Origin of the sequence: Massilia sp. TWR1-2-2, from assembly GCF_049897565.1 — a bacterium.
GTDB lineage: Bacteria > Pseudomonadota > Gammaproteobacteria > Burkholderiales > Burkholderiaceae_D > JAFCUW01.
Window position 1 is genome coordinate 45,725 of the sequence record NZ_JAFCWM010000023.1, and the last position, 12,904, is coordinate 58,628.

Here is a 12,904-nt window from a genome sequence, read left to right on the forward strand (position 1 = left end):
TCAATGCGATCAAGGAGCCGGCGCACCTGGCACTGCATCCTTTCGGGCAGCTTCCGACCTACGAGGAAGGCGATCTGGCGATTTTCGAAACGGGCGCCATCGTGTTTCATATCGCCGAGCGCCATGCCGGCTTGCTGCCGCACGCGCCGAATGCCCGGGCCCGCGCGATCACCTGGATGTTTGCCGCACTCAATACGGTGGAACCGCCGATCCTTGAACTGACCGGCGCCATGATCACGGAGCGCGACAAGCCTTGGTACGCGGACCGCCTGCCGCTGATGGACGATCGCGTTCGCCAGCGGCTCGGCCAGCTTTCGCGGCGCCTGGGCGATGCCGAATCGCTAGACGGCGCGTTCAGTGCCGGCGCCTGCTGATGGTGTCGGTGCTGCTCAGGTTGCGCTCATCGGGCATTCTGGACGACTATGCAAACCTTGCCGCGTTAGTCGCCCGCGGTGAAGCACGGCCTGCCTACCAGCGCTCTTTTTCTGCCCAATTGGGGGCTTACCACGCAAGCCAAACGAGTGTTGATTGAAATGAGTGCAATGAGATGTGCCATTGCTTTTATATTGCGCAAGTCTGTACGGCGTGCAGTATTCGGTGCGGCGCTTTGCCTGGGAACGGGCGGGCCCGGTCTCGCTCGACTTCTTCGACGTCGCGTTCGCGCGCCGGCCAGGCGCCCGTGCGCAGGCAAATGATGCAGCGGGCAACCTCGACCAGACCTTGCAGCAGCAGCAAGGCGCCCGATATCGGGATCACCATCTTGAATGGGTACCGCGGCGGTCCGTTGGCGGTGAGGGTCGAGTGTTCGTTAATTGCAAGCGACTCGGCGGCGTAGGCGTAGCCGGCCCACACCAGCGCCACCACGCCGGGAATGAAAAAAACGAAATACAGCAGCAAGTCGAGCCCCGCTTGCAGGCGCGGCGGGAAGAAACTGTACAGTACGTCGCCCCGTACGTGGCCGTTCTTGGCAAGCGTGTAGGCGCCGGCCATCATGAATGCGGCGCCCTACATCATGATCATCAGGTCGAAGGCCCACGGATTTGGATTGTTGAAGGCGTAGCGCGAGAACACTTCCCAGCTGATCAGGAAGGTGAGGGCGACGATCAGCCAGGAAAATGCCTGGCCTATCCAACTGCTGAGCCTGTCGACAAAAAACAATACGTTCTGCATTGAGCTACTGCTGGTACACGGGCCGCACGCGAGCGCTCCGTCCGGCGGCGCCGGAAGGAGCTTTTCTTGGCGCCCAGGACGGCGCTGTTACGCCTTCTTCGGCGCCGCTTTGCGGGCGAAGTAGTGGTTGTAGGTCATGCGGCGTGGATTGTTGGTGTCCATGTCCCACTTCATGGCGCGCTCGGCAAAGTCGCGCTGCGATTTTCCACTTCGCGAAACAGCGCATTGTCGGCGCCTTTCTTGGCCACCACCGTGTCCCAGACCATTAGTTGCTGCTGCAGCAGCGCGTCCGGCGTCTTGTAGAACTTCACGCCGTGCTTGGACTGCAACTGCTGGTAATCCTGGGAGTAGCGGTTGATTGCCTTCCACGACATGTCGGCCGACGACGCCTCGACGGCGTTGTCGATGATCGTCTTTATCTTCGGCGGCAACGCGTTGAACTTGGTCTTGTTGAAAGAAATTTCAAATTGTTCCGAGCTTTGATGGAAGCTTTGCAGCATGCACACCTTGGAGACGTCGGGGAAGCCGAGCAGGAGGTCGGAGGAGGCGTTGTTGAACTCGGCGCCATCGAGCAGGCCGCGGTCCATGGCCGGCACGATCTCGCCGCCGGGCAAGGCATTGACCGCCGCGCCCATGGCGGTAAACAGGTCGATCGCCAGGCCGTTGGTGCGGAACTTCATGCCTTTCAAGTCTTCCTGCCTGGTGATCGGTTTCTTGAACCAGCCCAGCGGCTGGGTCGGCATCGGGCCGGTAAGGTAGGAGACCACGTTGGCGCCGATCGAGTTGTGCACCGCCGAATTGCTGGTCAACGATGTGCACTCCTTGCAGAACGCCAACCGTGTCGCCGACATGATCTTCCCGCGCAGCGCGGCCGGCATTCAGGCGGCAATTGCCGACACTGCGGCCCGCGGCCTGCCGGTCTCGATCTGTGGCGGCCGCCATGCGATGGGCGGGCAGCAGTTCGGCGAAGGCGCGCTGCTGCTCGACATGCGCGGCATGGACCGTGGTGCCTCCGCACGGATCGAAATCCGTTGGCTGACAAGGTCAGCCAATAAACGAATCGAACTGCATGTCGAATTCCTGCAACGCCTTCTGGGCATTCTGCATCTTCTTGCGAAACTCGGGACCGCGCTGCAGCGCCAGGCCAACAGCCAGCACGTCTATCACCACCAAATACGCCAGCCGCGCCGAAATCGGCGTGTAGGGATCGGTGTTAAATACCAGATCGATCGGAATGAGCACCGTCGCCAGTTCCGCCAGCGGCGTGCCCGACGGCGCGAGGACGATGACATCAGCGCCGCCGCGGCGGGCCAGCTTCACAGAGCGCACCAGCGCCGGGCTGTTGCCGCGCTGCGAAATGGCCACCACCGCATCGCCGCCGTGCAGCAGCGCCGCGGCGATGCTGTGGATGTTCGGGTCGGCATATGCGACCGTCGGCACGCCGGAGCGGAAGAACTTGTGCTGCGCGTCGGCGGCAACGATACCCGATGTGCCCTGGCCGTAGAACTCGATCTTGTTCGCGCGCGACAGAATATCGAGCGCCTTCTGGATCGCTTCCGGATTGAGGTTGTTGCGCAGGTCGAGCAGGGTGTTGATCGAGCGGCTGCAGATCTTGTTGACCAGGTCCGACGCCAGGTCGTCCTGGGCCGGCTGCTCGCTCACGCCAGGCAGCGCCAGCGCCAGGCCTTGCGCCAGCTTCAGCTTGAATTCGTGCCAGCCATCGTAGCCCAGCGTGCGGCAAAAACGCACCACGGTCGGTTCGGACACCTGCGCGCTTTTGGCGAGCGCCGTGATGTTCTGGCTTACCGTGGCCGAAGGCTGTTCCAACACCGCCAGCGCGACCTTGCGCTCCGACTTGGAGAGCGTGTCGAGCTGAGTACGGATCGAGTCTAGAAGCATTAGTCCTCCGGTAACGCTTCTTCGCGCCACTGCAGTCCATCACGCCCAATCAGCGCGCTGGCCGCAGCCGGTCCCCAGGTACCGGCCGTGTACGGCGTCGGATTGCTGTCGTCCTGCTCCCAGTAGTCGAGGATCGGCTCGACCCATTCCCACGCCGCTTCCAGTTCGTCGCCACGCATGAACAGCGTCAGCTGGCCGCGCAGCACGTCGAGCAGCAGGCGCTCGTACGCGTCCATGCGCGGCGTCTTGAACTGCTCGCGGAAGTCGAGTTCGAGCTCGGCCTGCTTCAGGCGCATGCTGTCGCCCGGCGTCTTGGCCATCAGGTTCAGCGAAAGGCCCTCGTCAGGCTGCAGTCGGATCACCAGGCTGTTTGGCTGGAAGCTCGATGTCGGCTGGTTGAAGATCGAATGCGGAATCGGCTTGAAGCGCACGACAATCTCGGCCAGCCGGTCGGCCATCCGTTTGCCGGTGCGCAGATAGAACGGCACGCCGGCCCAGCGCCAGGTATCGATCTCCGCCTTCAGCGCGACGAAGGTCTCGGTGCTCGATTTTTCCGGCGCGTCCGGCTCGTCGCGGTAGCTCGGTACCGCCTGGCCTTCGACGTGGCCGGCTCGGTACTGGCCGCGCACGATGTTCTGCGCCAGCGTGGTCGGCGTGAAGCGCTTCAGCGACCGCAGTACCTGCAACTTGGCGTCGCGCACGGCATCCGACGAGATCGACGTCGGCGGCTCCATCGCGACGATGCACAGCAGCTGCAGCAGGTGATTTTGCAGCATGTCGCGCAGCGCGCCCGAGGTGTCGTAGTAACCCATCCGGTTGCCCACGCCGATCTTCTCGGCGATGGTGATCTGGACGTCGGAAATCCATTCGCGGCGCCACAGCGGCTCGAACAGGATGTTCCCGAAGCGCAGCGCCAGCAGGTTCTGCACGGTCTCCTTGCCAAGGTAGTGGTCGATACGGTAAATCTGCGATTCGGCGAACACCTTGCCCACTTCGGCGTTGATCCGCTTGGCGCTGGCGAGGTCGCGCCCGAGCGGCTTTTCCAGCACCACGCGCGAATTCGGCGTCACCAGCTTGGCCTCCGCGAGGTTGTCGCAGATCTGCGCGAACAGGTGCGGCGGCGTGGCCAGGTAGTACACGCGCGTCAGGCTGGCGTCCTTGCGCAGGGCGTCGGCCAGCGCGCCGTAACTGGCGACGTTGGTCGCGTCGAGCGTGACGTACACCACGCGCTCGAGGAACTGCGCCCATTGCGGCTCGGCCGGCGACTTGACGTGCGGCTTCGACGTGGTCTCGACTTCCCGCAGAAATTCTTCCTGCGACCACTGGTGGCGGCCGACGCAGATAATGCGCGATCCGTCCGGCAGGTCGCCGGCGACGTTGCGCGAGTACATAGCCGGCAGCAGCTTGCGCATCGCCAGGTCGCCGCTGCCGCCAAACAGGACGAGGTCAAAATCGTTAAGAGCCATAGTAGTGTGATCGCAAAAAAAGGAGCCGGTTGGATGATGCCGCTATCGCGCCCGCGCTGGCGCACGGCAGCGACAATCTAAGCGAAATGCTGTCTATGTAAATTTACTACACAAAAGCGCGATTATCAAGAAATTTTACTACGGCAACGGCCGTGGCAACTTAGCGTATCAGCTCGCGCGGCAGCCGGATCGTGAAGGTACTTCCCTGGCCGATGCCGCCGCTGCTCACCGTCAGCTCGCCGCCGTGCAGTTCGACGATGCGCCGCGCGATGTACAGGCCGAGGCCAAGGCCGGTGGCGTTGGCGTGCGTTTGCAGCGTGAAGGCGCCGAACACGATCGGCAGGTCGTCCTCGTCGATGCCCTGGCCGCTGTCGACGACGTCGATGCGCACCTGGCCGGCGGTGGCGCTGATGTTGACCTGGATCGATCCTCCCGCCGGCGTGAACTTGATCGCGTTGAGCAGCAGGTTCCACAGCACCTGCTGGAGCCGCCGCGCGTCGCCGGCGATGGCGATGCCGTCGCCGTAATCGAGCGGCGAGACGCTGAAGGAGATGCCTTTTTCGTGGGCGTTCACTTCGATCGTCGACACCGCGTCGCGCACGATGCGCCCCAGCGTGACCGGCGCGCGCAGCACCGACAGCTGGCCCGTGAGCGTGCGCGCGGCGTCGATCAGGTCGTCGACCATTGCCGCTTCCTGGCGCACGTGCACGCGCATTGCATTCAGGCCGCTGGCCACTGCCGGCGGCAGGTCGGGGTGGGTCTTGATAATCAGTTCGACGCGCATCGACAGCGCCGCCAGCGGCGTGCGCATTTCGTGCGACACGGTGGCGAGGAACAGGTCGCGCGTGCGGCTGACCCGGTTCAGCTGTTCGATCGTCTCGCGCTGGCGGTCGATGGAGCCGGCCAGCGTGCGCAGCAGCGCCACGTTGGTGGCCATGCGCGCGTCCGACATCGGCGTCTCGAGCCGCACTTCGTTCCACATGGCGTGTCCGGGCGCGCCGATCAGGCGCGCGATCTGCTCGCACGCCATCGGCGAACTGAAGTCGCGAAAACACCAGCCGAACACCAGCACGCCGTACACCTTGCCGAACTGGGTCAGCGGCAGGCTGCACACGCGCAGGCCGTGAAAGTCTTCGTCTTCCATGGCCTTGCCACTGGCGGCGACGGCGGCGACGATGCGCTGTTCAAGTTCGCTGCCGGGACCATCGTCGTGCCACAGCGTCGACGCTTGCAGAAAGCGCGCGGTGCGCGACGCCACCAGCGGGCCGACCATGCGAATGCCGCCGGCGTCATAGACCGATACAGTCAGGCCGGTGGCCTGCCCGAACTGGTGCAACGGCGGACCCCATTCCTCCCAGTGGACTTCAGGGTGCTGCGGCCGGCCGACGCTGATCACGACTGGGTTTGCGTCGGCAGCTGAATCGAGTCGGGCATCTTGGTGCCATGCGCGACGGCGTCCTCGATCAGCGGGCTTTGGCGCGACGGTGAGCGCGACAGCAGGCCGTAGTACGACGAGAACGGCAGCTGCGGCACCACCGCGGAGTCGCCGTCACCGCTCGCTTCATCGAGCAGCTGCAGGCCGCCGACGGCGATGACGTACTCGCGCGTGATCTGCAGGTTGTGACTGCCGCGCACCTTCGGGATGGCGATTGCGCGGCGCAGGATGGTGGAGATTTCGACGTAGTTCAGCAGGATGATGTTGTCGACCAGGTGCGAGCCGTTAAGCTCCTGGCTGATCTGCGATAAGCCGAGCAGCTCCGGGCTCTCGTAGTTGAAGAACACCGTCGCCAGCCGGTTCTTGAAGAACGTCGCCATCGCGTACAGGTAGTCGGCCACTTCTTCCGGGCTGGTCATCTCGTACACCGCGCACGAATCGAATACCACGCAGTCGATGCCCTGTTCTTCGACCAGCTTGATGATGCGGTCGAAGTGGACGTCGAGTTCGAGTTCGAGCGGCGACTCATAATGAATAAACAGGTCGCCGCGTTCGACCATGCCGGCCAGGTCGAAGCCGAGCGAGCCGGCGTTGCGCATCAGCTGGCGCGGGTGCTCGTCGAGGCTCACCAGCAGCGTCTTGTGGCCGGCCGCGATCGCCGACGACAGGAACTGCACGCTGAGCACCGTCTTGCCGGTGCCGGAGATACCGCTGACCATCGTCACCGAGCCCTGGTAAATGCCGCCGTCCATCATCGTGTCGATCGCCGCCGAACCGATCGACAGGCGCACGTCGGACGTCGGCTGGTCGTTCGAGTACACCGGGCGCGATTGCGCGCGCCGGTAGACGTGGATGCCACGGCCCGCTTCGATGCGCATCGTGTGGCTGCCGCCGATGAAATCCTGGCCGCGCGACTTGAGCACCGTCAGGCGCCGCTGCACGCGCCGCTTGTTCTCGCCGCGCGTCAGCGAGACGATAGTGTCGAACACGAAGCGCTCGTGCGCCGGCACCGCGTCGAGGCTGTCGTCGCGTTCGGCCGTGACCATGGTGGTCACGCCGAGCCGGTTCAGGCCTTCAATCAGCACGTGAATGTCTTCGCGAAACGGCAGGTCGTGCACTTCGGCGTACAGCCGCATCGGCGTCAGGCCGTCGATCAGCAGGCGCTTGGCGCCCATCGCCCGCAGCGACGCGGCAAACGCGCCGTCCGGATTGCGAAATTCGCTCAGTAGCACTGCGGGACTGGTCTGGATCACCTTGATCCTGCCGGCGTCGATCTGGCCCTGCAAGTCCCAGTTGAAGCCGCCCGCGTCGCGCAGCAGCTTGGCCGCATCGAGCTCGAACGAGACAATCGCGCCCGGTTCGTCGTATTCGGTGGCGCCGGCATAGATGAAGCCGAGGCCGAGCGTCGTCTTGCCCGAGCCCGGCGGGCCCTCGACGATCAGGTTGTTGTGGCGCGGCACACCGCCGAGCAGAACTTCATCGAGTCCGGCGATGCCCGTTTTGACCGTATCCACGTAGATTTCCCCCGACGCAACTAACTAAAATCGGTTGCCATGTTACAGCGCCGCTTTGTACGCAGGCGCACGCAAGGAATAGTGTTGCTATATGGCCACGGCTGCGATGGTGGACTGCTGAAGTCAGGCAAGCGCCTAGGGACGGTATAGCGGCTCCGGCAGGCCTGCCACATCGACTCGCAGCGACAGCAGGCAGCCGCTGAGCGGATACTGTTCGCGCTCGGCGTCGGGCCGCTTCAGGCCGGCGCTGGTGATGTACAGCGTGCGCAGGTCGTCGCCGCCAAACGCCACCATCGTCGGGCAGCGCAGCGGCACCTTCACTTCGCGCAGCAGGGCGCCATCGGCCGAAAAGCGCAGCACGCGGCCGCCTTCGAACATCGCGCACCAGTAGGCGCCTTCGCTGTCGACCGCCGCGCCGTCCGGGCGCCCGCCATAGCCCGGCGCCGCCTTGTCGGTGTCGAAGCGCTGGAACGGCTCGGGGGCCGACGCCACGCCGCTGCCGGCGTCGAACCCGTAGCGATCGATGCGGTGGCTGGTGGTGTCGGCGTGGTACATGTATTTGCCGTCCGGGCTGAAGGCCAGGCCGTTCGACACCGTCATCCCGCCCGACCAGGCGCACCGCACTTCACCGCGCTCGAGGCAGAACATCTCGGCCACCGCCTGCGTGCGCGGCTCGTACAAGGTGCCGACCCAGAAGCGCCCGGCTGCATCGGCGCGGCCATCGTTGAAGCGATACAGTGTGGTGTCGTACGGCGCCGGCGCTATCTCCGTCAGCGCGCCGCTGCCGGTGTCGAGATGGGCGAAGCCGGAGCGCAGCGCCACCAGGAGGCCGCCGCCGGCATGCAGCGCAATCGCCGCCGGCTCGCTGACCATCGGCCAGGCGCGATACGCGCCGCTGGCCGGCTCAAGGCTGTGCACCGCGAAGCCGTCGATGTCGACCCAGTACAGGATCGACGCGGCCGCATCCCACAGCGGACATTCGCCGACCGCCATCGGCTTCTCGTATGCTACCTGCAGGCCGTCGTTCATACCGCCGCCCTGGCCATGGCGATCAGGCCATTGGTGGAACTGTCGTGCAGGTCCGGCCGCGGCGCGCCGGTCAGTTCGGCCTCGATGTTTTTCGCCAGTACCTTGCCCAGTTCGACGCCCCACTGATCGAAGCTGTTCACGTCCCACAGCACGCCCTGCACAAACGTCTTGTGTTCGTACAGCGCCACCAGCGCGCCCAGCGTGTACGGCGTCAGGTACTCCATCAGGATGGTGTTGCTGGGACTGTTGCCAGGGAAGGTCTTGTGCGGCGCCAGGCGCTCGACTTCGGCCGCCGTCAGGCCCTGCGCCTGCAGGTCGGCGCGCACTTCGTCGATGTCCTTGCCGCGCATGAACGCTTCCGACTGCGCGAAGCAGTTCGCCAGCAGCGCGGCGTGGTGCTGCGCCAGCTCATGCCCTGGACGCAGGCTGGCGATGAAGTCGATCGGCGTCAGGTCGCTGCCCTGGTGCAGCAGCTGGAAGTAGGCGTGCTGGCCGTTGGTGCCGCAGTCGCCCCAGATGACCGGGCAGGTCGCCGTGTCGACCGGCTGGCCGGTACGGGTCACGCGCTTGCCGTTGCTCTCCATTTCGAGCTGCTGCAGGTAGGCCGGAAAGCGGTTCAGGTCCTGGTGGTAAGGCGCGATGGAGACCGACGCGCAGTCGAGGAACTGGCGGTTCCAGAAGCCCACCAGCGCGAGCAGCACGGGCATGTTCTGTTCGAGCGGCGCCAGGGCGAAGTGCTGGTCCATCGCATGCGCGCCGGCGAGAAAATCGCTGAAGTAGCCAAAGCCGACCGCCAGCGCGATCGGCAGCCCGATCGCCGACCACACCGAATAGCGCCCGCCAACCCAGTCCCAGAACGGGAACATGTTGGCCGGGTCGATGCCGAATTGCTTGATCGCCTCGACGTTGGTGGAGACGGCCACGAAGTGGCGCGCCAGCGCGGCCGGCTTGGCGTGCGCCAGGAACCACATGCGCGCGGTCTGCGCGTTGAGCATCGTCTCGCTGGTGGTGAACGTTTTGGAGGCGACGATGAACAGCGTGGTTTCGGGGTCGACCCGCGACAGCGTGTTGTCGATGTCGTGGCCGTCGACGTTCGACACGAAGTGCATCGCCAGGCGCGGATGGGCGTACTGGCGCAGCGCCAGGCACACCATCTTGGGGCCCAGGTCGGAGCCACCGATACCGATGTTGACGATGTCGGTGACAGGCTTGCCGCTGTGGCCCAGCCACGCGCCGGAGCGCACCGCGTCGCTGAACGCGCGCATCCGCGCCAGCACCGAATGGACATCGGCGATGACGTCCTGGCCGTCGACGCTGAGCATGGCGTCGCTTGGTGCGCGCAGGGCGGTGTGCAGTACCGCGCGCTGTTCGGTGAGGTTGATTTTCTCGCCGGCGAACATCGCCTCGCGCCGCGCTTCGACGCCGCGCTCGCGCGCCAGCTCCGCCAGCAGTTCAAGCGTGCGCCCGTCAAGGCGGTTTTTTGAATAGTCTAGGAACAGGCCGGCCGCTTCCAGCGACATCGTCTTGAAGCGCTGCGGGTCGGCGCCGAACAGGTCGCGCATGCGCGTATCCTTGATATCGACGGCGTGAGTGGCAAGCGCCTGGAAGCTGGCGGTAGAGGTAAGGGCAGGCTGGCGCATGTCGATTCTTGGTCGGTTTGTGGTTGAGTGAATAATACCTGAAATGAACGTAAATTCACTACGAGGTAGCCAAAAGAATCGCCGAACCATCAGCTTTTCCAGCTGTCTTACATATGGGCTGGCGCTTGCCAGCTATTGCTAGATGTACGCAAAACGGCCAAGGATTTGAAAACGTAGTAAAATTTCAGAAATCGAATTTTTAAGGGACGATCATGGCGCTCCATCCAGTGGTTCAGGCGATTACCGACCGCATTGTCAAACGCAGCCGGCCGTCGCGCGGGGCTTATCTTGCGCACCTCGACGCGGCGCGCGTGCAGGGCGTGCAACGTTCCACGCTGTCGTGTACCAACCTGGCGCACGGCTTGGCGGCGTTTCCCGTCAACGACAAGCTGAAGCTGAAGGAAACCAAGAAGCCGTCGATCGCGATCGTCTCGTCGTATAACGACATGCTGTCGGCGCACCAGCCGTTCCATTACTTCCCCGAGGTGATCAAGCAGGCAGTGCGCGACGTTGGCGCGGTCGCCCAGTTCGCCGGAGGCACGCCGGCCATGTGCGACGGCGTGACCCAGGGCCAGCCGGGCATGGAGCTGTCGCTGTTTTCGCGCGATACGATCGCCATGAGTACCGCCATCGCGCTGTCGCACAACATGTTCGACGCCGGACTGTATCTCGGCGTATGCGACAAGATCGTGCCGGGCCTGCTGATCGGCGCGCTGCACTTTGGCCACCTGCCGGCGATCTTCGTGCCGGCCGGCCCGATGACGTCGGGCATATCGAACAAGGAAAAGGCCCGCATCCGCCAGCTGTACGCGCAGGGCAAGGCGACGCGCGAAGAACTGCTGGAGTGCGAAATGGGTTCGTACCATGGCGCCGGCACCTGCACCTTCTACGGCACGGCCAACAGCAACCAGGTGCTGATGGAGTTCATGGGCCTGCACATGCCGGGCGCCGCCTTCATCACGCCAGGCACGCCGCTGCGCGACGCGCTGACCGTCGCGGCGGCCCAGCGCGCAGTCGCCATCACCCAGCAGAACGGCAACTACATCCCGGTCGGCCACATCGTCGACGAGAAGTCGATCGTCAACGCGGTGGTCGGCCTGCTGTCGACCGGCGGCTCGACCAACCACACGCTGCACCTGGTGGCGATCGCGCGCGCGGCCGGCATCGTCATCGACTGGGACGACTTCAACGAGCTGTCCGCGGTGGTGCCGCTGCTGGCGCGCATTTACCCGAACGGCGACGCCGACGTCAACCACTTCAATGCCGCCGGCGGTCCCGGCTTCGTGATGCGCGAGCTGCTCGACGCCGGCCTGCTGCACGCGGACGTCAACACGATCCTCGGGCACGGCCTGCGCGCGCACTGCGCCGAGCCGTTCCTCGACGGCGACAAGCTGTACTGGAAAGACTCGCCGGCCGTCAGCGGCGACACCGAAGTGCTGCGTCCGGCCAGCGCGCCGTTCGCCCCCGACGGCGGCATGATCCTCGTGTCGGGCAACCTGGGACGGGCGGTGATGAAGGTGTCGGCCGTGAAGGAGCAGCACCGCATCGTCGAGGCACCGGCACTGACGTTCAACTCGCAGGAAGACTTCATGCACGCCTACCAGGCCGGGCAACTCGACCGCGACTTCGTGGCGGTGATCCGCTTCCAGGGGCCGCGCGCCAACGGCATGCCGGAACTGCACGCGCTCACGCCGGCGCTGGCCAACCTGCAGGACGCCGGCCGCCATGTGGCGCTGGTGACCGACGGGCGCATGTCGGGCGCGTCGGGCAAGGTGCCGGCGGCGATCCACGTGTCGCCCGAGATCCTCGCCGGCGGCCCGCTCGGGCTGGTGCGCGACGGCGACATCATCCGCCTCGACGCCAGCATGGGTACCTTGCAGGCGCTGGTGCCGGACGCCGTCTGGCACGCGCGCGCGCTGGCGACGGCCGACATGTCGCCGTCGCACATCGGCATGGGACGCGAGCTGTTCTCGATGTTCCGCCATGTCGTCGGTCCGGCCGAGCAGGGCGCCGCGACGTTCCCGCTGCCGTCGCCGATTTCGACCACCGTACCGTTGCATGAAGGCGCCGACAGCGGCGACATCATGCCGGGCTCCGACGAAGACTTTCTGGTAAAGGCTGAACCATGAGCATGACCATTCTCGACATCATGCGCGTCGCGCGCGTTATTCCCGTCATCGCGATCGACGATCCGGCGCACGCGGTGCCGCTGGCAAAGGCGCTCGTCGCCGGCGGCATCCGGGTGCTGGAAGTCACGCTGCGCACGCCGCACGGCCTGGCGGCGATTCGCGCCATGAGTGAAGTGGAGGGCGCCATCGTCGGCGTCGGCACGCTGACGCAGCCGTCCGAATTTGCCGCCGCGCGCGACGCCGGCGCCGTGTTCGGCGTCTCGCCTGGCCTGACCGCCACGCTGATCGAGGCGGCGCGCAAGAGCGGCCTGCCGCTGCTGCCGGGCGTGATGACGCCGTCGGAAGTGCTGGCCGCGCGCGAAGCGGGCTTTCGCGAACTGAAGCTGTTCCCGGCGGTGCCGGCCGGCGGCGTCGGCATGCTCAACGCGATCGGCGGCCCGATTCCGGACGTGACGTTCTGCCCGACCGGCGGCATCTCGATCGACAGCGCGCCGCAGTTCCTGTCGCTGAAAAACGTCGCCTGCGTCGGCGGTTCGTGGCTGACGCCGAAAGACGCGCTGCAGGCGGGCGACTGGGCGCGCATCACCGAGCTGGCGAGGGCGGCGGCGGCGCTGGGGTAAGT

General features: G+C 65.3%; 8 protein-coding genes and 3 pseudogenes. 3 read left to right on the forward strand and 8 right to left on the reverse strand.

The genetic code is table 11. The features are described from left to right. Window positions 1-8 precede the first annotated feature (8 nt). Window positions 9-532, forward strand: a pseudogene (locus ACP7DD_RS19845) (glutathione S-transferase family protein). A 29-nt stretch (window positions 533-561) separates the two neighbouring features. On the opposite strand, the pseudogene ACP7DD_RS19850 reads toward ACP7DD_RS19845, so the two are convergent. From ACP7DD_RS19850 to pgi, 8 genes and pseudogenes are all read right to left on the reverse strand, one after another. Next, window positions 562-1,170, reverse strand: a pseudogene (locus ACP7DD_RS19850) (TRAP transporter small permease subunit). Window positions 1,171-1,257: 87 nt separating this feature from the next. Then, window positions 1,258-1,961: pseudogene (locus ACP7DD_RS19855) on the reverse strand (C4-dicarboxylate ABC transporter); the annotation flags it as partial. Between the two features lie 253 nt (window positions 1,962-2,214). After that, the gene (locus tag ACP7DD_RS19860) at window positions 2,215-3,069 is read right to left on the reverse strand and encodes an SIS domain-containing protein (RefSeq protein WP_426176521.1); all 855 of its coding nucleotides are present in this window, start codon (window positions 3,067-3,069) and stop codon (window positions 2,215-2,217) included. Continuing rightward, window positions 3,069-4,535, reverse strand: a complete 1,467-nt coding sequence (zwf, locus tag ACP7DD_RS19865; protein ID WP_426176522.1) for a glucose-6-phosphate dehydrogenase — start codon at window positions 4,533-4,535, stop codon at window positions 3,069-3,071. Before zwf ends, ACP7DD_RS19860 begins: the two co-directional genes overlap by 1 nt. A gap of 160 nt (window positions 4,536-4,695) precedes the next feature. Next, a complete protein-coding gene (locus ACP7DD_RS19870; RefSeq protein WP_426176523.1) occupies window positions 4,696-5,931 on the reverse strand; it encodes a sensor histidine kinase in 1,236 nt (411 codons plus the stop codon). Then, a complete protein-coding gene (locus ACP7DD_RS19875) occupies window positions 5,928-7,484 on the reverse strand; it encodes an ATPase domain-containing protein (protein WP_426176524.1) in 1,557 nt (518 codons plus the stop codon). The genes ACP7DD_RS19870 and ACP7DD_RS19875 overlap by 4 nt, the downstream gene beginning before the upstream one ends. A gap of 135 nt (window positions 7,485-7,619) precedes the next feature. Next, window positions 7,620-8,513, reverse strand: a complete 894-nt coding sequence (locus ACP7DD_RS19880) for an SMP-30/gluconolactonase/LRE family protein (RefSeq protein ID WP_426176525.1) — start codon at window positions 8,511-8,513, stop codon at window positions 7,620-7,622. Then, window positions 8,510-10,153 (reverse strand): glucose-6-phosphate isomerase, encoded by a 1,644-nt coding sequence (gene pgi, locus ACP7DD_RS19885; protein WP_426176527.1) that lies wholly within the window; start codon window positions 10,151-10,153, stop codon window positions 8,510-8,512. Before pgi ends, ACP7DD_RS19880 begins: the two co-directional genes overlap by 4 nt. 212 nt (window positions 10,154-10,365) lie before the next feature. Here pgi and edd point away from each other — a divergent pair, with 212 nt between their 5' ends. Together edd and eda are read left to right on the forward strand one after the other, a co-directional pair. After that, a complete protein-coding gene (edd, locus tag ACP7DD_RS19890; RefSeq protein ID WP_426176528.1) occupies window positions 10,366-12,282 on the forward strand; it encodes a phosphogluconate dehydratase in 1,917 nt (638 codons plus the stop codon). Next, a complete protein-coding gene (eda, locus tag ACP7DD_RS19895) occupies window positions 12,279-12,902 on the forward strand; it encodes a bifunctional 4-hydroxy-2-oxoglutarate aldolase/2-dehydro-3-deoxy-phosphogluconate aldolase (protein WP_426176529.1) in 624 nt (207 codons plus the stop codon). Before edd ends, eda begins: the two co-directional genes overlap by 4 nt. The last annotated feature ends 2 nt before the right edge of the window (window positions 12,903-12,904 follow it).